Here is a 22473-nt window from a genome sequence, read left to right on the forward strand (position 1 = left end):
ACAAAATTCTAAAAACCATATACTTATTAATTATATATTAATTTAGAGAGAATTATATGAAACTATTATCTAAAATTATGATTATAGCTCTTGCAACTTCTATGTTACAAGCCTGTAACGGTCCGGGCGGTATGAATAAACAAGGTACAGGAACACTTCTTGGCGGTGCTGGCGGCGCATTACTTGGTTCTCAATTCGGTAAGGGCAAAGGACAGCTTGTTGGAGTAGGTGTAGGTGCATTACTTGGAGCAGTTCTTGGTGGACAAATCGGTGCAGGTATGGATGAACAGGATAGAAGACTTGCAGAGCTTACCTCACAGAGAGCTTTAGAAACAGCTCCTAGTGGTAGTAACGTAGAATGGCGTAATCCGGATAACGGCAATTACGGTTACGTAACACCTAATAAAACTTATAGAAATAGCACTGGTCAATATTGCCGTGAGTACACTCAAACAGTTGTAATAGGCGGAAAACAACAAAAAGCATACGGTAATGCATGCCGCCAACCTGACGGACAATGGCAAGTTGTGAATTGATAGACAAAACGTCATTGCGAGGAAAATTACGAAGTAATTGCCGAAGCAATCTCAGGAATTTTATTATTTCATGAGATTGCCACGCAGCTTATGGCTGCTCGCAATGACGTTATAACAAAAGGAGCAACCTATGACTTTCATAATAACAAGTACGGCATTTAAACATAATGATCACATTCCTGATAAATTTACTTGTAAAGGACAAAATGTTTCACCGCATCTAGAGTGGAGTAATGCTCCTTCAGATACTAAATCTTTTGCACTTATAATGGATAATCCGGATGCACCGGTAGAAATAGCACCGCCACACGGTATATGGGATCATTGGGTAATATATAATATTTCTGCTTCTATTACTAAGCTTTCAGAAGGACAAATAGATAGTAGTATTAAAATTTAAAATAATAGCTGGCAAGAAAAAAATACGGCGGTCTTTGTCCACCTGCCGGCAAGCCTCATCGTTATTTTTTTAAACTATATGCCCTAAATGATTATCTTGAGCTTGATGAGAATGCTAGCAAGCCAGATTTAGTATTAGCCCTGCAAAAACATTTTTACTTGCCGAGGCAGCACTAATCGGCATTTATTCTATTTATCATCCCGTGGCTTAACCACGGGATCTAGAAAAATAACTTAAAACATTAATAACTTTAGTATTTATTACTGGATCCCGTGGTCAAGCTACGGGATGACAGAAGTGAACTGACACATGCAAAAACCTATAATCGAGTTTCGTAACGTATCTAAAAAATTCGGTAATAAATTGCTGATAAATAACGTTAGTTTCACTGTCAAAAAAAATAATATCACTACTTTAATCGGACCTAACGGTGCAGGTAAAACTACCATAGTACGCCTAATGCTTGGACTTGAAAAACCTACAAGCGGCGAGATTATAATTGATTCCAAACTAAAAATTGGATATGTACCGCAGAAGTTCGGATTAACCCCTGATTTACCTATTACAGTAAAAAATTTTTTAGAGTTGTTAGCACCGAGTAATTTTAATAACAATATTAAAGAGATTAACTCATTTATTGATTTGGAACATATAAAAGATCAAGAAATTTCTAAGCTCTCAGGAGGGCAGTTTCAAAAGGTAGTTCTTGCATGTTCAATAGTTAATAATCCCGACTTAATTATTTTAGATGAACCGTTACAGTCTTTAGACGTAACAAGCCAACAAGAATTTTATCAGCTTATTAATTTGATTCGTAAAAAGCTCAATATTACGGTTTTTATGATTTCTCATGATTTATTTACTGTAATAAAAAACTCCGATCAAGTGATATGCTTAAACGGTCACATATGTTGCAGCGGAATACCAAATGCAATAACTCCTAACTCTGAATTCTCAAATGCACTTTCTGCTCTAGGCTTCTATACTCACCACCATGACCATAAGCATTAGAATTCTTGCATAACTTATTTGTCTCCAAAAGGATCTCTCCTTATTAGCTATGTTATGCAAGAATTCTATTATACTTGAATTGTATTCCACGCTCACCTAAGCTTGTTCTGTAGCATCACCTATCAACTCTACTGTTAATGCATTGTGATCCGTATTATCGAACTGAGTTAAATCATTTTCATTTGTATTACCTGATTCTTGTTGGCCTGTTATCACATTAAACAATTCTTTCGTAATAACTATTTTCAATAAAGAGTTTCTGCTGACTTGGTTTCATTGCAAGTAATTCTTTCACACTAACACCGGCGTCAGTCAACCTTTTTATATTATCGTCATTTTCAACAAAGAATTCTTGTTTATTGTTTTCTATATTCGAAATTTGTGCAAAAGTAAAACCTATGTTAAGCAACGATATTTCCTCTTCTGTTAAATCTCGGTTCATTTGCTTACTTATTATAATTTGTTGTAGTAATTTACTATCAGTTTTTAGCTCTTCAATAGTAGAATATTGATTAACCTGGTTATTAGCATTTTTTCCTAAGTTTAATTCTATTGTTGGTACTTCTCTTGTAATAGGATAAACATTTGTTGCATCGCCATATATAAATCTTGCTCAATTGGTTTTGGATGAAGTATAGTGTTTATATCAAGTTTAGGAGTTTGTCCGCCACATCCTAAATATAAATTTAATGCTTATTTTTGTAATGCTTCTCTCAATTTATTTATTATAGGTACAAATAATAATTTATCTTCTTTCCCTAAATGCTCAAATGAATCTAGTACCATACATAGAAGTGGCTTTTTCATTCTTTTTTCCCTCTCCAGCAAGCCAAGCATATGACTGAGCTCTTATATTTCCTTTATCATCCGTAATTATATAAAAACCGGCATTTGCTTTACTCATACCGTCTAAAATACATCTTTCGGAATCATGTCCTATAGATTGGCAAGAATTACTAAATTTACCAAGCATAAAACCTTTCATATCATCGGCAGGTAATTTAGGAAAATTATACTTTTTGCCTGTTACCTCTATATCAAAATTAATATCAGGCATATAATATTCTTTTATAAAGTTCAATGCTTTTTGAAAACTATTATTATCTAGTTTTCCTTTTAAAGAAAAATTAGCTAAATTTTTTGCATGTAATTTATTTTCTTCTGATAATTCTTCTGCGTTGTACTTATAAGATTCTTTAATTACTATTTCAGTTACTTGATTTACTAATTCTTTAAATCATTTTTAGTTATCTGCTGAAAATCATTTAATTTATTTTCTTTAAGAATTTTTTGCAGTTTTTTCCAGTAAGTGTGCATTACTGAAAATATATAATGAGTCTCTTCCAGATTTATTTAAAATTTGAAAAAATTCTAATGTTTTAGAAGACAATGTTTTTGGTAAATTAAATTGAAAACTCAATTCTATTGTTTCTTTTGTATCATAATTAACAGTTTTTAAGTAACTTTTTATATCTTCTAAATTTCCAAAGTAAGTAGATACTTTTTTAGCCATTTCTAAAGAATTTAAACCGCCATTCTCCTTATATAAGTCAGCGATTTTCGACAATATGGCAATATTCCTTACATAGTTCTTTACTAATAAGATTTTTTTAAGGCGTGTATTTGTACTTAAATATTGCTTATGTATTTTTTCAAAAACATCATTAGTATTTAATTGATCAAAATTATTTTCTAATAATTCTTTTAATGTATCACTAGACTTTTTATTAAAGCCCTCTTTATATAATATATTTCAGCATCGTCTTGGTTTATTCCAGCTTTTTTTAAAGTCATGGGATTACTTTTAGCATTTTCTTCTAAGGTTGTTATGGCCTTTTCTAAATTAATTTTTTCTTTTGGATCACTAGCTTTCGCTAGTTTTTTGTTTAATTGTTCCAAGCGTTGCTTTGGATCTTGTTTATCTATCCATTCTTCGGTAGTTAATAAATTATAAATTTTTTCAATACTATTAAATGTAACTTTCATTAATTTCTTCTTTTATAATTATTCTACAAAAAACCATAAAACATGTAATTTTTAGAAAATAGCAAGGATTAGATTAATTTTTCTTAACGAAATCAAGGGATGAGTGTTAAGGATAATTTAGAAATACATCAAATAGCAAATTATATAGAGTAACTTACTATTTATATTAGATCACACCAAATATTGCTTTAAATATCTACCGGTATGGCTTTCCTCACAGGCAGCGATATCGGCAGGGGTGCCACATACAACTATCTTACCGCCTTTGTCGCCACCTTCAGGACCGACGTCAATAATATAATCTGCAGTTTTTATAACATCTAAATTATGCTCGATAACTAAAACGGTATTGCCCATATCAACAAGTTTATGTAACACTTTTAACAATTTATTAATATCGTCGATATGTAATCCCGTAGTCGGTTCATCAAGTATATAAAGCGTTTTACCGGTTGAACGTCTTGATAATTCTTTAGCAAGCTTAACGCGTTGTGCTTCACCACCTGAAAGAGTAGTAGCAGACTGACCGATTTTAATATAGCCTAGACCCACTTCATTTAAGGTAATTAATTTTTCATAGATTAACGGTATTTTTTCAAAAAACTGCATCGCATCTTCTACAGTCATCATCAAAATATCGGCAATAGATTTACCTTTATATTTTATTTCAAGCGTTTCTCTATTATATCTGTGACCGTTACAAATATCACACTTTACATATACGTCAGGTAGGAAATGCATCTCTATTTTTATTAGCCCATCACCTTGGCATGCTTCACATCTACCACCTTTAACGTTAAACGAAAATCTGCCTACTTTATACCCTCTAGCTTTTGATTCAGGTAACTCCACAAACCAATCCCTAATATGGGTAAAGGCACCTGTATAAGTCGCAGGATTTGAACGAGGAGTTCTACCTATCGGAGATTGATTAATATCGATAATTTTATCAATATATTCAAGTCCTTTTAACTCTCTATATTTGCCGGGAAATACTTTGCTAGTTGGCTCTAAATGCTTTAGAGCCGCTTTATATAGAGTATGAATCATCAAGCTTGATTTACCGCTTCCCGATACTCCCGTTATAGCAGTAAAAGTACCAAGCGGAATTTTGATATCAACATTATCTAAATTGTTGGAAACCGCCCCAAGTAATTCAATTGCCCTATTATCATGCCCTACTCTTGTTTCAGACGGCACTTTGATTGTTTGACGACCACTTAGATACCTACCTGTGATACTTTCTTCACAATTCTTTATTTCTTCAGCATTTCCTTCCGCAATAACACGACCGCCGTGAATACCGGCTCCCGGTCCTATATCAATAATATGGTCTGCTTCATATATTGTTTCTTCATCATGCTCAACTACCAAAACGGTATTACCCAAATCTCTAAGCCTTTTTAGTGTCTCAATTAATCTTGTATTATCTCGTTGATGAAGACCAATAGACGGCTCATCAAGTACATATAAAACACCGCTCAGTCCTGAACCTATTTGAGATGCAAGACGAATACGCTGACTTTCCCCCCCCGATAAAGTACCTGCTTCTCGTGATAACGTTAGATAATCAAGCCCGACATTCATAAGAAATTTTAATCTCTCGGTAATTTCTTTGAGTATACGCTCAGCAATAAATAATTGCTTTTTATTTAATTTTTCTTCTAAGTGACTAAACCATTTTTGCAAGGCTGCAATACTCATACCTGCTACTTCGCCTATATGAAAATTTGCTATTTTAACGCATAATGCTTCGTCTTTTAATCTAAACCCTGAACAAGCAGTACATTTATGCTCTGACTTAAATTTAGCTAGTTCTTCTTTAATTAAAACCGATTCTATAGTACGGTCCTTTTCTTGCAAACTTGGTATTATACCGGCAAAAGGTTGTTTTATTATTTGCGTTTTAGAACCATCGTGAAATTCAAACTTTATTGCCTCTTCTCCTGAACCTTCAAATAAAATATCCTTAACATTTTGTGATAAACTTACAAAAGGTACTTCAATAGAAAATTTATAATGATCGGCAAGAGCCTTTAATGTCTCTAGGATAAATTTAGAAGCTGTACTACCCCAAGGCACTATTGCACCGTCTTTAATAGCAATTCTTTGATCCGGCACTATTAAATCTCTATCAAAGAAAAACTCCTTACCTATCCCTTCACATTTAGGACATGCTCCAAAAGGACTATTAAAAGAAAAGATTCGAGGCTCTATTTCAGTAAGCTGAAAACCCGATACCGGACAAGAATATTGCTCGGAAAAAGTAATACGCTGATTTTTTTCAAACTCGCTCTTAACTGCCGGCGGTAATTCTACAATTTCCAAATAAGTAATACCCTCGGCAAGATTTAACGAACTCTCTAAGCTATCTGCAAGTCTATTACCTAAACTTTCGTCTAGAACTATTCTATCAACGATCACTTCTATATTATGCTTCTTATTTTTATCAAGTTTCGGTAAATCATCAATTTCGCAAACTTCCCCGTTAACTATTAATTTCTGAAAGCCTTGCTTTTTCAAATTCATAATTTCACGCTTGAACTCACCCTTATGTCCTCTAACAATAGGAGCGAGTAAATATATTTTCGTACCCTTAGGTAGTTCGTTAATTATATCTACCATCTCGGAAACTGTTTGGCTATGTATCGGAAGACCGGTTGCCGGAGAGTAAGGAATACCCACCCTTGCATATAATAACCTAAGATAATCGTAAATTTCCGTTATAGTTCCAACCGTAGAACGTGGATTTTTGGAAGTAGTTTTTTGGTCAATTGCAATAGCAGGCGATAATCCGGAAATAGATTCTACATTAGGTTTATTTTGTAAATGTAAGAATTGCCTTGCATATGAAGATAAACTTTCAACATATCGCCTTTGACCTTCTGCATAAATAGTATCAAACGCTAAAGAAGACTTGCCTGAACCGCTAAGACCGGTGATAACAACAAATTTATTCCTTGGAATATTAACATTTATATTTTTTAGATTATGCTCTTTAGCACCGCGTACCTTAATGTATTCTTGGTTCATAATCACTTCACTACAAAATTTTTGAGATATTTTTTAAAAAACCTGTAGTATTATAGGCTCTTTTATTTTATTATTGCAATAGTAATATTTTAAAGTAGGTATTAATGGCAGGTAGTTTAAATAAAGTAATATTAATAGGTAATGTAGGGCGTGATCCGGAAATGAGAACTACGGGCGAAGGAAAAAAAATCATTAATCTTTCCTTAGCAACAACCGAAACTTGGAAAGATCGCATTACCAGCGAACGAAAAGAACGCACTGAATGGCATAGAGTAGTGATATTTAGTGAAGGGTTAGTATCTGTTGTAGAACGCTATGTCACAAAAGGTAGCAAATTATATATTGAAGGTTCATTGCAAACCCGTAAGTGGAATGATAATTCAGGTCAAGAAAAATATACCACGGAAGTTGTGTTACAAAACTTTAATTCACAATTAATATTATTAGATAGTAAAAACTCTAATAATCATAATCAAGATTCAGGGCATAGCGAATATAAACATCCTGAAACTAAAAATCATTCCTTTGACCATAGCGACTTAGACGACGAAATACCGTTTTAATCAAAATTGTTATGAAAAATTTTATTTAGGCAATAATATTTTTAATACCAATATTTCTTTCAGGGTGTTCTACTACTCATGATGTAGCTAGAAGGGTAAAGCATTCGCAAGATATAGCAACTCAAAATAACTTTCAGATGGGGCTAGTAAACGGTGGTGATTTTACTCTTACGACTTATCAGCGTATTACCGACCGTAACCTACCTTTTGTATTCTATATTGAAGGAGATGGACATCTTGCGGATGGATCTGCTAATTCCGACAACCCTACTCCCGTTAATCCGATGCTCTTAAAGCTTGCTACAATGGATAAAAGACCGAATATTGTTTATATAGCAAGACCTTGCCAATATACTCCTTTAGACATGAACCCAAAATGCATTAGCGATTATTGGTTAGATAAAAGAATGGGGCAGGAAGTTGTAGATTCAATTAACAATGTAATAAATATTATCAATAACGGACAAAAATTTAGCTTAGTCGGCTTCTCCGGTGGCGGCGGGCTTACAATATTAATTGCCGCTCAAAATAGTAATGTTAAAGATATTATAACGATTGCCGGTAATTTAGATACTAAAAAGTTTGATAAATATCATAATTATCGTGGTTACTTAGTTAAATCCTTAAACCCGATAAATTATGCAAAACAGGTTAATAATATCCCTCAATTACATCTCTCCGGCATAGATGACAAAAGAGTCCCGCCTTTCATAGCAGCACTTTACGTAAAAGCAAGTAACTCACCGTGTGTAAAAAAGCAAACTTTTCCTAATATTTCTCATACAAAAGGTTGGGATAAAGTTTGGTCTAATATATTAGAGATTCCTCTGATTTGTAATTAGGCATTAGGAAATATTATTAATTTATATTCAAGCACTTATCATGGCTTTTGCCCTTAATGTTATGCCGGCTGTACCAAATTGTTTTAGACATTTTCCAATCTTTAAACGCTTTACTTCCGTAACATTTACATATGCTGTATCAACTGCTTGTATGTATGTTATTAGCTCTTTTGCTTTTCCTCACTTAATAAAAACCTTTAGAAACTGGGAAGTATTAATTATTATGATTCCAACAAGTATTGAATTTGGTATATTTCATTTTGAAAAATTGGAGCAAGAAAGTGGAAATTATCCGACAAAATCTTTTGCTCCTTCTCCGGTGATGTCTGCTTAATTGATAAATATTTATAGCAGGTTTCCTGTAATATCTATTAGTTTAAGCGTATTATTAGAGAATTACAGGAAATAATCAAAAGTTTTAATAATTAGTAATAATTATAATCTATAATATTGTCGACGTTTCACTAAGCCTTGCAGCTTAAGACCGCCTTTAGCACACATCTATCGCAGTAACTCGTTAGCAGCGTTTGCATATTCCCCTCGGTTTAGCTTTTGCTGCAATGTTGATGCTTGAAATGCCCCAGCCCCACAGTTGAAAATAAACGAGATTAAGGCGGCTTGTTGGTTTTCGGTTAATGGCACACACCCTAGTAGACGATTATCGATACATTTACCAGCTTCGAGTAATTATTATTTATCTTTCTACAGATCCTAGTTTGCTTTTTTGCTATATATTCTTGGGAGTAGTAATAAGAAATGAGGAAGGGGAGATTTATGTTTGTTAATAGTAGCCCTTATGCATTCTAGTGTTTGTTTAGTATTTTTATTAGCATGTGTTATAGCATCCATATAAAATACCTACTTCTTTCTGTTCTTTTGTGAAAGCTTCTTTATTTCCTATGTTAGCCAAAGCTTTAAAACTATGTTTTATAACTTGTCCAATATTTTTAAAAACATGCGAATTATCTTTTTTAGCTGTTTCTTTGCACCATATATCTAGATTCTCTAATTCTTTTTTGAGTTCTTGAGAAATTGCTTTTTTGTTTTCAGGATTTGCATTCCATTTTTCATAAATATTAATAATCTTTTCTAATTTTTCTTTAAACTCTTTTTCGTTATTACTCGGTTTTAAATTAAGCATTACACCAGAATGGTCTGATGATAGTTCTGTGAGGGTATTAATAATCATTTCTTCTTTTAATCCATTATTAGCTCCATTAAGCAAATTTTCATATTTATGTCTACATATGGAACGATACTTGTGATATCATGATTATTAAATATTAGTTAACACAAAAGAAATTAAAGCTTTAATTAATAAACTTGAGAAATATTTTTAATATTTCGTTTTATAAGGTGATACATTATACTATTTAGAAGAAAGAGAAAAGCTGCTTAGTTTAGAGACTTGGTGAAAGACAATTAATATTCAGTTAAACGGTCAAAAGCTTGATTTTATGCTGCATCTGCGGTTTGATACGTTTTTAGAAATACCGAGAAATGCAGAATGGCGCACCCTAAAGGATTCGAACCTCTGACCCACAGATTAGAAATCTGTTGCTCTATCCAGCTGAGCTAAGGGTGCTAAACATTCATGGTAAGCATTATATCAGTTTAAGCAAAGTTTTTCAAGGATTCTTTTTTTATATAATAAGCAAATATGATAAAAAATATTCATGGATAAATTCTACAATTACAATTCTTCTTCACATCAGGCTTTACTTAGTTTTAAAGTAAAGCCTAATTCTAAACAAAATCTAATTAGCAATTTTGTAATTATTAATAATATCCAATATCTAAAATTATCTATAAAAGCAATACCGGAACAAGGTAAAGCGAATGCAGAAATCATAAATTATTTAGCAAAAGAATGGAAATTATCACGTAGTAATATCGAAATTATTAAAGGTCATACTCATAGCTTAAAAACGATATTGATAAAAAATATTAACGAAGACTATTTAAATTTGATTATTAATTCCTATATTAAATAAGGTGCAGTTGTTGCTAGACTTCCAATGTCATTCCCGCCTATGCGGGAATCCAGTTTATATTTATTATTTTCTAGATTCCTGCTTTCGCAGGAATGACATAAGCAGTCATATGACGAAAAAATAATTTATTAACTGGAATAATTATGATACAAGAAAAAAAGAAATTTGATGCCGAGGTTGGCAAGATTTTAAATTTAATGATTCACTCTCTTTATAGTAATAAAGAGATTTTTATGAGGGAGTTAATTTCCAATGCTTCGGATGCTTGTGATAAATTACGTTATTTATCTCAAAGTAATAGTGAATTAGTAGCCGGCGATAGCAATTTTAAAATTACGGTTAAAGTCGATAAAGATAACGGACAAATCATTATCCGTGATAACGGCATCGGCATGAATAAAGACGATTTAATTGAAAATCTCGGTACTATTGCAAGATCGGGTACGGCAAATTTTCTTAAAAGCCTATCCGGTGATTCTAAAAAAGACAATATGCTAATCGGTCAATTTGGTGTTGGATTTTATTCAAGCTTTATGGTAGCCGATAAAGTGACTGTAACCTCAAGAAAAGCTGGGGAAGATAAAGTCCATATTTGGGAATCAGACGGGCTTGGTGAATATACTGTCTCAGATTCAGATAAAGAGTTCACAAGAGGCACGGAAATCATTTTACATATCAAAAAGGAAGAAGATACATTCCTTGATCATTTTAGATTAAAACACATCGTTAAAAGCTATTCCGATCACATAGCAGTACCAATATATTTCTTTGATGAAGCTGGTAATAATGAAATCCAGCTTAATTCAGCTTCTGCATTATGGACAAGACCGAAATCGGAAATTACGGAAGAACAATATAAAGAATTCTACAAAAGTCTATCTTATGCCATTGATGACCCTTGGATAACTATGCATAATAAAAACGAGGGAGCTATAGAATTTACTAACCTACTTTTCATTCCATCAAGCAAAACATTTGATTTATTCCACCCTGATCGCAAAAGGCGAGTAAAATTATATATAAAAAGAGTATTTATATCTGATGAGAATATAGATTTAATCCCGTCATATTTAAGATTTTTACGAGGCGTGGTTGATTCAGAAGATTTACCACTAAATATTAGCCGTGAATCACTGCAGCATAATAGCGTGCTTGAGAAAATCAAAAATGCTATTACAAAAAGAGTGCTTGGCGAGCTTAGAAAAAAGAAAGAGGAATCACCTGAAGAATATAATAAGTTTTGGGCTAATTTCGGCGGTGCTTTAAAAGAGGGTTTATGTGAGGCTACTACCAACCATGAAAAATTATTAGAGGTATGCATATTCAGAAGTGCCTTGCATAATAAAATGATCAGCCTTGACGAATATATAGCGAATTTTAAAGAAGGGCAGAGTACTATATATTATTTAAGCGGTGATAACCCCGATAAATTACTTTCAAGCCCACAAATCGAAGGGTTGTTAAGTAAAAAAATCGATGTATTACTTTTTACCGATACAGTGGATGATTTTTGGGTAAATGTTAATAGCAAATATAAAGAACATGCTATTAAATCAGCGACAAGAAGCGATATCGATGTAGAGCAAACTACTTCACAATCTGAGGCAAAAAATACAGATAGTAAAAAATCCGATGATGAATATAAATTGCTAACAGATTATTTTAAAGAGACACTGGGGGAGTTGGTAAAAGAAGTTAAGATCTCTAAAAAACTTACTTCAAGTCCTGCTTGTCTTGCCGTTAGCGACGCTGCTATGGATATTCGTATGGAGAGATTTTTGATTGAACAGAAACAAATAGCTAATGCCTCAGCTAAAAATCTAGAGTTAAACCCTAAAAATAAAATCATAGAGAAAATCTTTAACGACTTAAAAGCAAATAATAAAAATAATGAAGAATTGGTTAATCTAATATTTGATCAAGCCTGTATTTTAGAAGGTGAACCGGTTGCTGATACAGGTGCATTTTCAAAGAGATTAAACGATATTGTACAAAAAGCCATATTATAACTTTAAACTTTTTTAATTTTAATGTAGAATAGCTGCAAACGTGAGTTTGGAAGTATTGTTCTGTTCGATGTCATTCCCGAGTAGGCGGGAATCTAGAAAGAACATTCAAAATATCTGATTATAGAATTTTATAATTAATAAAATTGGATTCCCGCCTACGCGGGAATGACATCGAGAAAATGTCTTATTACGATATTATATTTAGCAAACATATAGATAAGATCAAAAGCGAAGGAAGATATCGAGAATTTAAGGCCTTAAAAAGACAAGCCGATAATTTTCCTTTTGCAGAACACGCTAATAAACAAATAGTTATGTGGTGCATTAATGACTATTTGGGTATGAGTAAACATGCAAAAGTAATGCACGCTTCTATAGATGCCTTGATAAAATACGGTGTTGGATCAGGTGGAACTCGCAATATCGGCGGTAATAATATTGCCATTCTTGGGCTTGAAAAAGAACTTGCAAATTTACACAAAAAGCAAGCAGCTTTAGTTTTTACATCCGGTTTTGTTGCAAATGATACAACGCTTGCAAGTCTTGCTAAAATCATGCCAGATATAGTATTTTTCTCCGATGAGTTAAATCATGCATCAATAATTGCAGGGATTACAAGTTCAAGAGCCGAGAAATATATATATAAACATTTAGATGTTAAGCATCTAGAAGAGCTTTTACAATCAGTCGATATTAATAGACCGAAAATTGTTGTTTTTGAATCGGCTTACTCTATGGACGGTTTTTTCTCACCTATCAAAGATATAATCAACTTAGCCAAAAAATATAATGCTTTAACCTTTATCGATGAAGTTCATACGGTCGGTTTATACGGTAAACGGGGTGGCGGTATTGCCGAGCTTCTTAATTGTAGTGATCAAATCGATATTATTCAAGGGACACTTGCCAAAGCATATGGTACTATCGGCGGTTATATCACTAGCAATCATAATTTAGTTGACGCTATAAGACTAACCGCTCCAGGGTTTATTTTCACTACTTCATTGCCGCCGGTAATTTCTACCGCTGCAACGCATAGTATTAGACATCTTAAAGAATCGAATGAAGAACGAATAAAACATCAAGAAGTAGTTACAAAACTTAAAAATTCTTTTGAACGTTTTAATATACCGTATTTGAAAAATGAAAGTCATATAGTGCCGATAATTATTGGTGATCCGATTAAAACGGCGAAAGCCTCAAATATGCTCCTTAATGAATACGGTATTTACGTTCAACATATCAATTTTCCAACCGTGCCGAGAGGTACGGAACGCCTCCGCATCATCCCAACCCCTGCCCATACCGACAAAATGATCAATGATTTATCTGTAGCTTTAGTGCAGATATTTGCCGAACTTGATATAGAATTATCTTCTGCTAAAGAACTAAACGAAGAAGTACGCTTAAATAGTAATTGACTAAGCAGTCTAATAAAAAATGCTCTTAATTCCTGCGTGGCATTGTTGAGTGGATTGGTTTTCCGTCATTGCGAGAAGAATTACGTAGTAATTCGACGAAGCAATTCAGTAAAAAATTCTGTAAATCAGAATTTTTTTAATTATTTTTTTGGATTGCCACGTCGCTTCGCGCCTAGCAATGACGATTTGGCCTCCACGTAACAACACTTTCAGTTATTTAGCTCATAACGATATCTATCTTTGGTTAACAATACCACAAATCTTATACCCAATTTATTTACTTGCTTTTGCTCCTAAATCATCTAGTTTATTGCAATATACTCTAAAAAAGTAGGATATAACCCTTTAAATTCTTTTTAAAAAATAAAGGGTTACCCCATAAATACCTTATCTTTATATAATTTAAAAAATAGTTGTATTTTTATACCACTATAATATTAATTTTTTATTTCTATATAATTAATTTGTTTACTTTGAAGAATTTATAATTTGTTTTTGCTGCAAAATTTCAATACAAGGCTGTAATTATTGCGCTTTTAAAGTTAACTCAGATAAAGCACAAACGAGCAATAACAAAAAAGAAAAAAGTACTTCTACAAAATCGACTACGGCTAGTCGCTTAGCTCATGACAATATCCATCTTTAATTTAGCAATGTCTAAATTTTAACTTAATATAATTACCGAATATGTCTTTTTTTGACCGCAAAACTGCAATTATTAAACTCTTAAAAACTCATTCCGGCAAAGAGTTTACTGCTTCTAAAATAGCAACCTAGCTAGTTGATACTTATCCTGAAGAAGCAAAGAAAAAAGAGAAAGCAAGCAATGATAAACGATTACTTAATGCTAAAAGCAAAGTAAGAAAGAGAAAAATTATTATCATGATTTATAGCAATGAAAGCTATTGAACGCTATACAAAAAATAAAACCGAACATTAAGATAATAAAAAAAGGGCTTTTGACTAAATATTGTTATGTTAATAATACTAATAGAGCGGTTAATTATAATGAGGTATATTATAATAAAAAACTTGACCGTAAAAATGCAGTTATTGAGTTCCTTAAAGCTCATCCAGGAAAAGAATTTAGTAATGCTCAAATAGCCTACATGGATTGCTTAATACTTATCCTGATGAAACAAAACGAAAAGTACAAACAAGCAACGGCAAACGATTACTTAGCACTAAGAATAAAGTAGCAGAAAAAAATTATCATAATGAGTTATAGACACAAATTAAGGTTATTACTTACTATATCAAACATCGAACCGAACATTAATACAATAAAAAAGGGAAATCGGGCTAAATATTGTTATATTAATAATACCGATAAGATATTTGATATATCCAAAATTATTAAAGCCCTTGAAAATTATAAGAAGTAGGAGCTTACTGCTATGGAAATGGCTCAATTGCTGTTAAGTGCTAACGCGAAATAGTTAGTGATTGCAAAAATAGACGACTATATGCCAGCAAAGGTGAGTTCTGCGAAACTCACAGTTAGCAATGCCTAATCCTAATGGGATTTTACAAAAACTATTGCATATTGCAGCTCTTTAGTTTATTTTGATTAGCAAACTATATACAGAATTAATGGATTATTAAAATGGGAATTACCGTATTAAAAAACGAAGGATTGGATTTTCATGCAAGAATTTCTACTCCTTTAAGTGAGATAGATGACGATATTCAAAAAGAATTACTTGATTTAACCAAAAAAGTTAAAATACCAGGTTTTAGAGCCGGTAAAGTACCAGTTTCAATTGTTAAGAAAAAATACGGTACTTCCGTCAGGAATGATATAATAGAAAGAAGAATTAACCATTCAGTAAATCACATTATTAAAGAGCATAATCTAAATATAATCGGTAGACCCAAAATTGAAGAATTACAAAACGAATCCGATAAAGCTTTAGAATTTACCGTAAAAATAGAGCTATTACCTAAAATTACTATTCCGGATTTAAAAAAAATCTCACTAGATCGTCCAAAATTAGAAGTAAACTCTAAAGATGTTGAAGAACAACTAGAAAAACTTGCTGCATTAACAAAAAATTATACTAAAGAAAGTAAAGCAAAAATAAAAGACGGAGATCAGGTTACTATTGATGCAATCGGGTACATCAAGGAGAAAACTTTTGAGGACGGTAAATTAAATGATTTTAAGGTAATAATAGGTAGTAATGCACTTATTCCCGGTTTTGAGAAACAATTAATAGGTTCTAAAACAGGTAGTAAAGTAGATGTTAATGTTACTTTTCCTGAAAATTACCATGCTAAAGATTTAGCAGGTAAGGATGCTCGTTTTGTAGTACAAATTAAAGCAGTACATACTGCAGAACCTACCGTTATCGATGACGAATTTGCTAAAAAATTCCAAAGTAATAGCCTTGAAGAATTGCGTACACATTTTACTAAACAAATAGAAAATGAGTCGGAAGAAGCTATTAATACTATAATGAAAATGAACTTATTTGATAAGTTAGAAAAATTGTTAGATTTTGATGTACCGGAATCTTTATTAGAGCAAGAAAAAAATATTCTAAAGTCCGGAACCGATAAAAATGAACAAGATGAATCATTATTGAAAGATAAATCCTCTAAAGAAATAACAGCATATTATAATAAATTAGCCCTACGCCGTGTGCGAATAGGCTTATTACTTGCTGAATATGCAAAATCTAAAAATTTGCAATTAGAGCCTGATGATTTAAGAAAAGTTATTATGCAACAAGCACGTAATTTTCCTGGGCAGGAAAATATGATATTTGATTTTTATAAAAATAATCCTAGAGCAATTGAAGGACTTAAAGGTCCTGCCTTAGAAGATAAAGCTGTACAATATATATTTAATCACGAAATAAAGCTTAAAGAAAAGAAATATACTAAGGAAGAGCTAGAGAAATATCTAGAAGCAGAAGAGCAACGTATTACTTTAATTTAAAGCTTATTCATTGTCATTGCAAGCGAACGTTAGTGAACGTGGCAATCTCAGGAATCCTCGTAATGACAATCCTCAGTATCCACCCAGGCAATACCTAGTAGTATTACTCCTGATTTTTTATAGTCTCTAAAGCAAGTTTAACTATTTTATTTACTCCAGCATTAGTGCAGGTAGAGATAGGAAAAACTTCTTTATTAGTAACTTTCTGCAGCTTATTTATTTTTTCCTGTATTTCCTCATCTGTGAGAACATCGCATTTATTAAGACATATGGTTTCGATTTTATTTTTTAGATAATCGGAATATGATTCAAGCTCAAGACGTACCGTATTATAATCTGCAACTACATCATTACTAGAGCCATCTATTAAATGTATTAATACATTACATCTTTCTATATGCTTTAAGAATTTATCGCCAAGTCCGTGACCTTGATGAGCCCCCTCAATTAAACCAGGAATATCGGCTATGACAAACTCTTCGTCATCAACATATACCACTCCAAGATTTGGCACTAAAGTAGTAAAGGGATAATCGGCAATTTTAGGCTTGGCTGCCGTTACAACGGATAAAAAAGTAGATTTACCGGCATTTGGAAGCCCCACAAGCCCAACATCAGAGAGAAGTTTTAAACTTAAATGAATCCACATTTCTTCGGCAATTTCTCCTTCCGTACGCTTTCTTGGAGCTTGATTAACCGACGATTTGAAATGGCTGTTACCAAGACCACCACTTCCTCCTTTAATTATTTCAAAGCTTTGATCATCCACAGTGAAATCATAAAATAATATATTGCCGTCCTCGGAAAAGATTTGAGTACCGATCGGGACATCAAGAACTAATGATTTTCCTGATTTACCGCTTCTATTTGAATCTTTACCGTTTTCGCCGTTTTCTGCGGTAAAATGCTGTTTATATCGATAATTTACTAGCGTATTAAGATGGTGATTACTCCTGAAAATAACACTACCGCCACGTCCACCATCACCACCGTCCGGTCCGCCTCTGTCAATAAATTTCTCACGATGGAAACTAACACAACCATTGCCGCCGTTCCCACCTTTTATATATATTTTAACTTCATCAATAAAATGCATATGATTTATATTTTCAACGTCATTGCGAGGCACGAAGCGACGTGGCAATCTCATCAAATCTCTTGAGATTGCTATGCTCCTTGCAGTCGCTCGCAATGACGAAAATGTTTACCTCTCCCGAATACCCTTATACTCTCTATGTACATAACCGGTGTAAAGCTGTCTAGGTCTGCTGATTTTTTGTTCAGGGTCTTCGTGCATTTCTTTCCATTGTGCCATCCAGCCTACGGTTCTTGCTATTGCAAAAAGTACCGTGAACATTTGCGACGGTATACCCATAGCTTTATAGATAATACCCGAATAAAAATCAACATTTGGATATAATTTTCTCTCAATAAAATATTCATCTTTAAGAGCGATAGCTTCAAGTTCTATTGCTATTTGTAATAGCGGATTGTTGTCTAGCTGCCCGAGTTCCTTTAATACTTCTTTGCACGTTTCTTTAAGTACTACGGCACGCGGGTCATAGTTTTTATATACACGATGACCAAAACCCATTAATCTAAATGGATCATTTTTATCCTTAGCTTTAGCTATATATTTAGGAATATACTCAGAACTACCGATTTCTTTAAGCATATTTATTACCGCTTCATTAGCCCCGCCGTGAGCAGGTCCCCAAAGTGAGGCAATACCCGTGCTAATACAAGCAAAAGGGTTAGCTCCGGATGAGCCGGCAATTCGGACTGTTGAAGTAGAAGCATTCTGCTCATGATCGGCATGTAGGATAAATATCTTATTAAGAGCATTTTTTATTATTGGATTTACTGTATATTTCGTACAAGGCGTTGCAAACATCATATGCAGAAAATTTTCGGTAAAATCTAACGAATTATCAGGATAAATAAACGGTTGTCCTATAGAATATTTATAAGACATTGCAGCGATGGTAGGTATCTTAGCAATCATTCTAATAGCGGTAAGTTCGTAATCTGCTTCCTTAAAATTCAATAAATCAGGATAAAATGCCGCAAGAGAACCGACAGCCGCAAGCATAATAGCCATAGGATGAGAAGAGCTACAAAAGGTCTGAAATAAATAGTGTAATCTTTCATTCACTAATGAATGATGAGCAACCTGTTTAGTGAAATTATTATACTGCTCGCCACTTGGTAGTTCCCCATAAATCAGTAAATATGCTACTTCTAAAAAATCACTTTTCTCAGCTAAGTCTTTAATATCATATCCTCGATGCCGCAAGATTCCTTTATCACCGTCTATATAGGTGATAGTAGACTGACAAGAAGCAGTAGACATAAAACCCGGGTCGTAAGTAAAGCAATCGGCTTCCGCAGATACCCTACTTATATCGATTACATCCTCACCGATACTTGCTTTAAGTATAGGTAATTTAAATATTTTTCCTCTGATTTTTAATTCAGCAAATTCTGAATCATTATTATTTTCATTGGTCATATGGATATACCTTATTTTTATACATCAGTAAATATAACCCTAATTTAATGAAATTAGAAATGAATTATGATTTATTAGGATTTAAAAATTTTCTTTGATATCTTGCTCAACTTGCAAGGTTAATGAAAATTTAAAACGCACATGCTTCTACTTTCAACTGCAAGCCTAAAGCGTTTAATAGATAATATTCTCTATATATATGTTCCCTATTTATATGAGCTTCTTTAGAGATTTTTGCTATACCTCCTCTTGCTATAATGGCTTCTTTTAAAACAGCCATTATAGCTCATTATTATGATCCACGAAATATTACTCTAACGCTTCATTAATATACCCTACTAATATTTCCTCATGTTGTAATTTTTCCTTTAAATAATCTGTAAACTTTCCATATAACACCCTCAATTTCGTTTATAAACTTCTTCTATTATTTCTAAGGCTTTTTTAATACCTTTGCCTTGAGTATCTTTATTACCTGCATTTAATAGCAGAATATCTGTTATAAAAATTGTATTTGTTTAGTGTTTTGCATATTAAGCTTAACTAGAGATGATTACACTGTCGCATATATACGACTAATTGTCCAGTAGAAAATTATTTTGAAAAGTACGTGAAGCTGTTAGTACTAGATTAATGTACAAGTTATGCAAGAAGTCTATTATTGACTAAATACTCCTTAATCTTGAGTAAATCATACCAAGAGGTGCGTTTTTGCATAGGTTGGCGGAGTAAATAGGCAGGGTGGAAGATTGCCGTAGTTTGAATAGGAGCGGATAGATATTTATTGGTATAAAAATAATATTCTTGTCTAATTTTAGTAATACCCGAATTTTTTCCAAGTAAGCTAGTTGCAGCCGTGCTACCGACTAGAATAATTAGCTGCGGGTTAATAAGAGCAATATGCTTCTCGACAAAAGGTCTACAAATATCGACTTCTTCGAACGTCGGCTGTCTATTAGCAGGAGGACGCCAAAATACCGTATTAGTAATATAAGCGTTATTTTTTCGTGAAATTCCGATAGCATGTAGCATATTATCAAGTAAATTGCCACTTTCGCCGTAAAAAGGTATTCCTTTCAAATCTTCGGTACTTCCCGGGGCTTCGCCTATTAACATAATTTTAGCTTCCAAATTACCGTCACCGAAAACCGTATTAGTAGCAAATTTCTTAAGTTCACAACCATTAAAATGTAGTAGAGATTCTTTTAGTTCTTCGATATTATTAGCTTTATCGGCAAGAGATCTTGCTAGGGTTATATTATCATGAACTTTATCATTCATATTGAATACAGTTTCTTTTGTAGACATAAGTTTTACTTGTGGCTTTTCAGTTAGTTCAGTATTATTACGTACCTTTAATTGCGGTGGATGTTCATGGCAATAATATTCAACACCGATTGCACTTAACCATTTAAGCGTATTATTCATTATCTTAAAATAAAATATGTTAAAATATTCCGTACCACACGAACTAAATGGCATAAGGCTTGATAAAGCTCTATCATCGCTTCTTGAAAATGTTTCAAGGAATCAAATCCAAAAAGCTATTAAAGATTCGCAAGTACTAGTTAATGATGTAATTATTTCTGATCCTGATGTTTTGGTCAAGGAGAATGATATTATATTATTTTCTTTTAAAGAACCTGAAGAGCTAAAAATTGCAGCAGCAAATGTAGCACTTGATATAATATATGAAGACGATGATTTGATAGTAATTAACAAAGCTGCAGGTATGACGGTACACCCAGGAGCAGGGCATCATGACGATACGCTTGTTAATGCTTTATTACATCATACAAAAAACTTATCGGATATCGGCTCATCAGAAAGACCCGGGATAGTACATCGTTTAGATAAAGACACTACGGGCTTGATGGTAGTTGCTAAAAATAATAAAGCACATATGCTACTTGCAAATCAGATAGAACAAAAGCAGGTAATACGGAAATATAAAGTGTTAGTGTGGGGAGTAATAAATCCACTAGAAGGAGTCATTAAGAATAATATAGGTCGCAGCCGAAGCGATCGTCAAAAAATGACCATATTAAAATATGGCGGCAAAGAAGCCGTTACACATTATAAGACTCTAGAATTATTTTATAAAGGTAGTATTAGTATGGTGGAGTGCAAGCTTAGTACGGGTAGAACTCACCAAATTAGAGTACAGCTAAGCCATTTAAAGCATTCGGTAGTCGGCGACCAAACTTACGGCAATAACGACCGAAAAATTGCTTATTCTCCCCCTGAACTAAAAGCAAAATTAATTGATTTTAAACGTCAAGCCCTGCATTCTTGGTATTTAAGTTTTACTCATCCGACTAGTAATGAGATTATGGAATTTTCTTGTGAGTTGCCAAGGGATATGGAAGAGATAATTAGTTTATAATTGACAAAATATTAATCCTTAATATTATATTAAAAATTAATATTTATTTATAAAATGAAAAAAGCTAATGCTAAATTATAAGAAGCCTTATATTCTATGGAAGAGGGTATTTTAAACCTTAAAAACAAAAAGCGAGCTTAGAAAAGATTTTTACTTTTCTGCAAAATTTAAGTACCGCCACAGACAAAATTATTTCCTTAGATATATCAAATTATAGAGATTGGCCAAAAATAAAAGATTTTATTTTAAAATTAGGTAATAATTTATCTTTTAAACCGCAATCTATGAAAATTGCTAGCTCTTCCCAATATAGTACAGAACATGAAATTAAAATTGCTGAATTCGTCAATGAACTTCTTTCTCTAAGATTAAAAACAGGCATAGATATTAATAATAGTACGTATATTGATGATGCAAATTATAGGAAAGAACTTTTATTAAAAAAATTTTTAGCAGATTTAAAAAAAATGATTTTAATGAGCAAGAAGAACAATTAAATAAATTTATAAAAGTTGCATGCAAAGAAGCAAAAGCACCTGATAATATAGACATGCAATATATACAAGCTCTGCGGATTTTCTCTGAATTTGATTTCAGTAAAATAGATGAAAAAAAATAATTGGTGATATAATAACATAAAACGGTTTATGAAAATAATTAAAATACCTAAAACCAAAAATTATCTTAAAATAGATATTATAACTCTAGAACCCGAATATTATAAGAATAAATTTGGTAATAATATATTTCATGAATTTACTGAACTTAAAAAACGAGCACTGATAGGTAGTGTAGATGAGATTTTAGAAATGAAAAATTTTGGCAGAAAATAAAAC

Annotated in this window: 22 protein-coding genes, 1 tRNA gene and 4 pseudogenes; 14 read left to right on the forward strand and 13 right to left on the reverse strand. The window is 32.7% G+C overall.

The features are described 5' to 3' along the window. Window positions 1-56: 56 nt before the first annotated feature. Window positions 57-536 carry an RT0821/Lpp0805 family surface protein gene (locus BTU51_RS07225; protein ID WP_004997204.1) on the forward strand — a complete coding sequence of 160 codons (480 nt, stop codon included), beginning with the start codon at window positions 57-59 and terminating at the stop codon, window positions 534-536. Here BTU51_RS07225 and BTU51_RS10215 read toward each other — a convergent pair. After that, window positions 535-621, reverse strand: a pseudogene (locus BTU51_RS10215) (lytic transglycosylase domain-containing protein); the annotation flags it as partial. The gene BTU51_RS07225 and the pseudogene BTU51_RS10215 sit on opposite strands and share 2 nt — an antisense overlap. Before the next feature lie 45 nt (window positions 622-666). On the opposite strand from BTU51_RS10215, the pseudogene BTU51_RS10090 reads away from it, so the two are divergent. Together BTU51_RS10090 and BTU51_RS07240 are read left to right on the forward strand one after the other, a co-directional pair. Beyond that, window positions 667-1147, forward strand: a pseudogene (locus BTU51_RS10090) (YbhB/YbcL family Raf kinase inhibitor-like protein). 98 nt (window positions 1148-1245) lie between these two features. After that, window positions 1246-1947, forward strand: coding sequence for an ATP-binding cassette domain-containing protein (locus BTU51_RS07240; protein WP_012151397.1), 702 nt, complete (start codon window positions 1246-1248; stop codon window positions 1945-1947). A gap of 217 nt (window positions 1948-2164) precedes the next feature. Here BTU51_RS07240 and BTU51_RS09580 read toward each other — a convergent pair whose 3' ends face one another. The 5 genes and pseudogenes from BTU51_RS09580 to uvrA all read right to left on the reverse strand — a co-directional run bounded on the left by BTU51_RS09580 (window position 2165) and on the right by uvrA (window position 6966). After that, complete coding sequence (locus BTU51_RS09580; protein ID WP_012262621.1) at window positions 2165-2389, reverse strand: hypothetical protein; 225 nt, start codon at window positions 2387-2389, stop codon at window positions 2165-2167. Between the two features lie 324 nt (window positions 2390-2713). Continuing rightward, window positions 2714-3004, reverse strand: coding sequence for a hypothetical protein (locus tag BTU51_RS07250; RefSeq protein ID WP_014362505.1), 291 nt, complete (start codon window positions 3002-3004; stop codon window positions 2714-2716). A 167-nt stretch (window positions 3005-3171) separates the two neighbouring features. Further along, window positions 3172-3514, reverse strand: a pseudogene (locus tag BTU51_RS07255) (hypothetical protein). A gap of 137 nt (window positions 3515-3651) precedes the next feature. Beyond that, the gene (locus BTU51_RS07265; RefSeq protein ID WP_012151402.1) at window positions 3652-3933 is read right to left on the reverse strand and encodes a hypothetical protein; all 282 of its coding nucleotides are present in this window, start codon (window positions 3931-3933) and stop codon (window positions 3652-3654) included. Window positions 3934-4104: 171 nt separating this feature from the next. Next, complete coding sequence (uvrA, locus tag BTU51_RS07270; RefSeq protein ID WP_012151403.1) at window positions 4105-6966, reverse strand: excinuclease ABC subunit UvrA; 2862 nt, start codon at window positions 6964-6966, stop codon at window positions 4105-4107. 104 nt (window positions 6967-7070) lie between these two features. Here uvrA and BTU51_RS07275 point away from each other — a divergent pair, with 104 nt between their 5' ends. The 3 genes from BTU51_RS07275 to BTU51_RS07285 are packed head-to-tail and all read left to right on the forward strand — an operon-like array spanning window position 7071 to window position 8705. Continuing rightward, the gene (locus BTU51_RS07275) at window positions 7071-7529 is read left to right on the forward strand and encodes a single-stranded DNA-binding protein (protein ID WP_010977855.1); all 459 of its coding nucleotides are present in this window, start codon (window positions 7071-7073) and stop codon (window positions 7527-7529) included. 32 nt (window positions 7530-7561) lie between these two features. Next, complete coding sequence (locus BTU51_RS07280; protein WP_155367613.1) at window positions 7562-8371, forward strand: alpha/beta hydrolase family protein; 810 nt, start codon at window positions 7562-7564, stop codon at window positions 8369-8371. A 40-nt stretch (window positions 8372-8411) separates the two neighbouring features. Further along, window positions 8412-8705 carry a hypothetical protein gene (locus BTU51_RS07285; RefSeq protein ID WP_012262625.1) on the forward strand — a complete coding sequence of 98 codons (294 nt, stop codon included), beginning with the start codon at window positions 8412-8414 and terminating at the stop codon, window positions 8703-8705. A 101-nt stretch (window positions 8706-8806) separates the two neighbouring features. Here the strand turns inward: BTU51_RS07285 and BTU51_RS09585 are convergent. The 3 genes and pseudogenes from BTU51_RS09585 to BTU51_RS07300 form a co-directional block, all read right to left on the reverse strand. Then, window positions 8807-9013 (reverse strand): annotated as a pseudogene (locus tag BTU51_RS09585) (glycoside hydrolase family protein). Window positions 9014-9197: 184 nt separating this feature from the next. Next, complete coding sequence (locus BTU51_RS07295) at window positions 9198-9596, reverse strand: hypothetical protein (RefSeq protein WP_012262628.1); 399 nt, start codon at window positions 9594-9596, stop codon at window positions 9198-9200. A 283-nt stretch (window positions 9597-9879) separates the two neighbouring features. After that, a tRNA-Arg gene (locus tag BTU51_RS07300) sits at window positions 9880-9956 on the reverse strand. A 91-nt stretch (window positions 9957-10047) separates the two neighbouring features. Between BTU51_RS07300 and BTU51_RS07305 the strand changes: the two genes are divergently transcribed. The 5 genes from BTU51_RS07305 (at window position 10048) to tig (ending at window position 16739) form a co-directional block, all read left to right on the forward strand. Beyond that, window positions 10048-10365, forward strand: a complete 318-nt coding sequence (locus BTU51_RS07305; protein ID WP_012262629.1) for an A1G_07140 family DUF167 domain protein — start codon at window positions 10048-10050, stop codon at window positions 10363-10365. A gap of 143 nt (window positions 10366-10508) precedes the next feature. Continuing rightward, on the forward strand, window positions 10509-12374 hold the full coding sequence (gene htpG / locus BTU51_RS07310; RefSeq protein WP_012151409.1) for a molecular chaperone HtpG: 1866 nt from the start codon (window positions 10509-10511) through the stop codon (window positions 12372-12374). Window positions 12375-12553: 179 nt separating this feature from the next. Then, complete coding sequence (hemA, locus tag BTU51_RS07315) at window positions 12554-13795, forward strand: 5-aminolevulinate synthase (protein ID WP_014362432.1); 1242 nt, start codon at window positions 12554-12556, stop codon at window positions 13793-13795. Between the two features lie 905 nt (window positions 13796-14700). Continuing rightward, window positions 14701-14994, forward strand: coding sequence for a hypothetical protein (locus BTU51_RS07320; RefSeq protein WP_012151411.1), 294 nt, complete (start codon window positions 14701-14703; stop codon window positions 14992-14994). A gap of 407 nt (window positions 14995-15401) precedes the next feature. Beyond that, complete coding sequence (gene tig / locus BTU51_RS07325; protein ID WP_012151412.1) at window positions 15402-16739, forward strand: trigger factor; 1338 nt, start codon at window positions 15402-15404, stop codon at window positions 16737-16739. Window positions 16740-16842: 103 nt separating this feature from the next. On the opposite strand, the gene obgE is transcribed toward tig, so the two are convergent. From obgE to BTU51_RS07345, 4 genes are all read right to left on the reverse strand, one after another. After that, complete coding sequence (gene obgE / locus BTU51_RS07330) at window positions 16843-17835, reverse strand: GTPase ObgE (RefSeq protein ID WP_012737046.1); 993 nt, start codon at window positions 17833-17835, stop codon at window positions 16843-16845. Window positions 17836-17943: 108 nt separating this feature from the next. Further along, entirely contained in the window at window positions 17944-19251 is a 1308-nt protein-coding gene (locus BTU51_RS07335) for a citrate synthase (RefSeq protein WP_012262633.1), read from the reverse strand. A 130-nt stretch (window positions 19252-19381) separates the two neighbouring features. Continuing rightward, complete coding sequence (locus BTU51_RS07340) at window positions 19382-19531, reverse strand: transcriptional regulator (protein WP_012151415.1); 150 nt, start codon at window positions 19529-19531, stop codon at window positions 19382-19384. 362 nt (window positions 19532-19893) lie between these two features. After that, window positions 19894-20679 (reverse strand): uracil-DNA glycosylase, encoded by a 786-nt coding sequence (locus BTU51_RS07345; RefSeq protein WP_012151416.1) that lies wholly within the window; start codon window positions 20677-20679, stop codon window positions 19894-19896. A gap of 16 nt (window positions 20680-20695) precedes the next feature. Between BTU51_RS07345 and BTU51_RS07350 the strand changes: the two genes are divergently transcribed. From BTU51_RS07350 to BTU51_RS07360, 3 genes are all read left to right on the forward strand, one after another. Next, on the forward strand, window positions 20696-21637 hold the full coding sequence (locus BTU51_RS07350; protein ID WP_012262635.1) for an RluA family pseudouridine synthase: 942 nt from the start codon (window positions 20696-20698) through the stop codon (window positions 21635-21637). A 284-nt stretch (window positions 21638-21921) separates the two neighbouring features. Further along, complete coding sequence (locus BTU51_RS07355; protein ID WP_012151418.1) at window positions 21922-22134, forward strand: hypothetical protein; 213 nt, start codon at window positions 21922-21924, stop codon at window positions 22132-22134. 150 nt (window positions 22135-22284) lie between these two features. Continuing rightward, window positions 22285-22470, forward strand: a complete 186-nt coding sequence (locus tag BTU51_RS07360; protein ID WP_012151419.1) for a hypothetical protein — start codon at window positions 22285-22287, stop codon at window positions 22468-22470. Window positions 22471-22473 lie beyond the last annotated feature (3 nt).

The sequence above is a fragment of the Rickettsia rickettsii genome (genome assembly GCF_001951015.1).
Classification (GTDB): domain Bacteria; phylum Pseudomonadota; class Alphaproteobacteria; order Rickettsiales; family Rickettsiaceae; genus Rickettsia; species Rickettsia rickettsii.

Bases quoted from the DNA above. Each gene is read 5' to 3' on its own strand.
- BTU51_RS07225 (WP_004997204.1), top strand. From the start codon at position 57: ATGAAACTATTATCTAAAATTATGATTATAGCTCTTGCAACTTCTATG.
- BTU51_RS07240 (WP_012151397.1), top strand. From the start codon at position 1,246: ATGCAAAAACCTATAATCGAGTTTCGTAACGTATCTAAAAAATTCGGT.
- BTU51_RS09580 (WP_012262621.1), bottom strand. From the start codon at position 2,389: ATGAACCGAGATTTAACAGAAGAGGAAATATCGTTGCTTAACATAGGT.
- BTU51_RS07250 (WP_014362505.1), bottom strand. From the start codon at position 3,004: ATGCCTGATATTAATTTTGATATAGAGGTAACAGGCAAAAAGTATAAT.
- BTU51_RS07265 (WP_012151402.1), bottom strand. From the start codon at position 3,933: ATGAAAGTTACATTTAATAGTATTGAAAAAATTTATAATTTATTAACT.
- uvrA (WP_012151403.1), bottom strand. From the start codon at position 6,966: ATGAACCAAGAATACATTAAGGTACGCGGTGCTAAAGAGCATAATCTA.
- BTU51_RS07275 (WP_010977855.1), top strand. From the start codon at position 7,071: ATGGCAGGTAGTTTAAATAAAGTAATATTAATAGGTAATGTAGGGCGT.
- BTU51_RS07285 (WP_012262625.1), top strand. From the start codon at position 8,412: ATGGCTTTTGCCCTTAATGTTATGCCGGCTGTACCAAATTGTTTTAGA.
- BTU51_RS07305 (WP_012262629.1), top strand. From the start codon at position 10,048: ATGGATAAATTCTACAATTACAATTCTTCTTCACATCAGGCTTTACTT.
- htpG (WP_012151409.1), top strand. From the start codon at position 10,509: ATGATACAAGAAAAAAAGAAATTTGATGCCGAGGTTGGCAAGATTTTA.
- hemA (WP_014362432.1), top strand. From the start codon at position 12,554: ATGTCTTATTACGATATTATATTTAGCAAACATATAGATAAGATCAAA.
- tig (WP_012151412.1), top strand. From the start codon at position 15,402: ATGGGAATTACCGTATTAAAAAACGAAGGATTGGATTTTCATGCAAGA.
- obgE (WP_012737046.1), bottom strand. From the start codon at position 17,835: ATGCATTTTATTGATGAAGTTAAAATATATATAAAAGGTGGGAACGGC.
- BTU51_RS07335 (WP_012262633.1), bottom strand. From the start codon at position 19,251: ATGACCAATGAAAATAATAATGATTCAGAATTTGCTGAATTAAAAATC.
- BTU51_RS07340 (WP_012151415.1), bottom strand. From the start codon at position 19,531: ATGGCTGTTTTAAAAGAAGCCATTATAGCAAGAGGAGGTATAGCAAAA.
- BTU51_RS07345 (WP_012151416.1), bottom strand. From the start codon at position 20,679: ATGAATAATACGCTTAAATGGTTAAGTGCAATCGGTGTTGAATATTAT.
- BTU51_RS07350 (WP_012262635.1), top strand. From the start codon at position 20,696: ATGTTAAAATATTCCGTACCACACGAACTAAATGGCATAAGGCTTGAT.
- BTU51_RS07355 (WP_012151418.1), top strand. From the start codon at position 21,922: ATGAAAATTGCTAGCTCTTCCCAATATAGTACAGAACATGAAATTAAA.
- BTU51_RS07360 (WP_012151419.1), top strand. From the start codon at position 22,285: ATGAAAATAATTAAAATACCTAAAACCAAAAATTATCTTAAAATAGAT.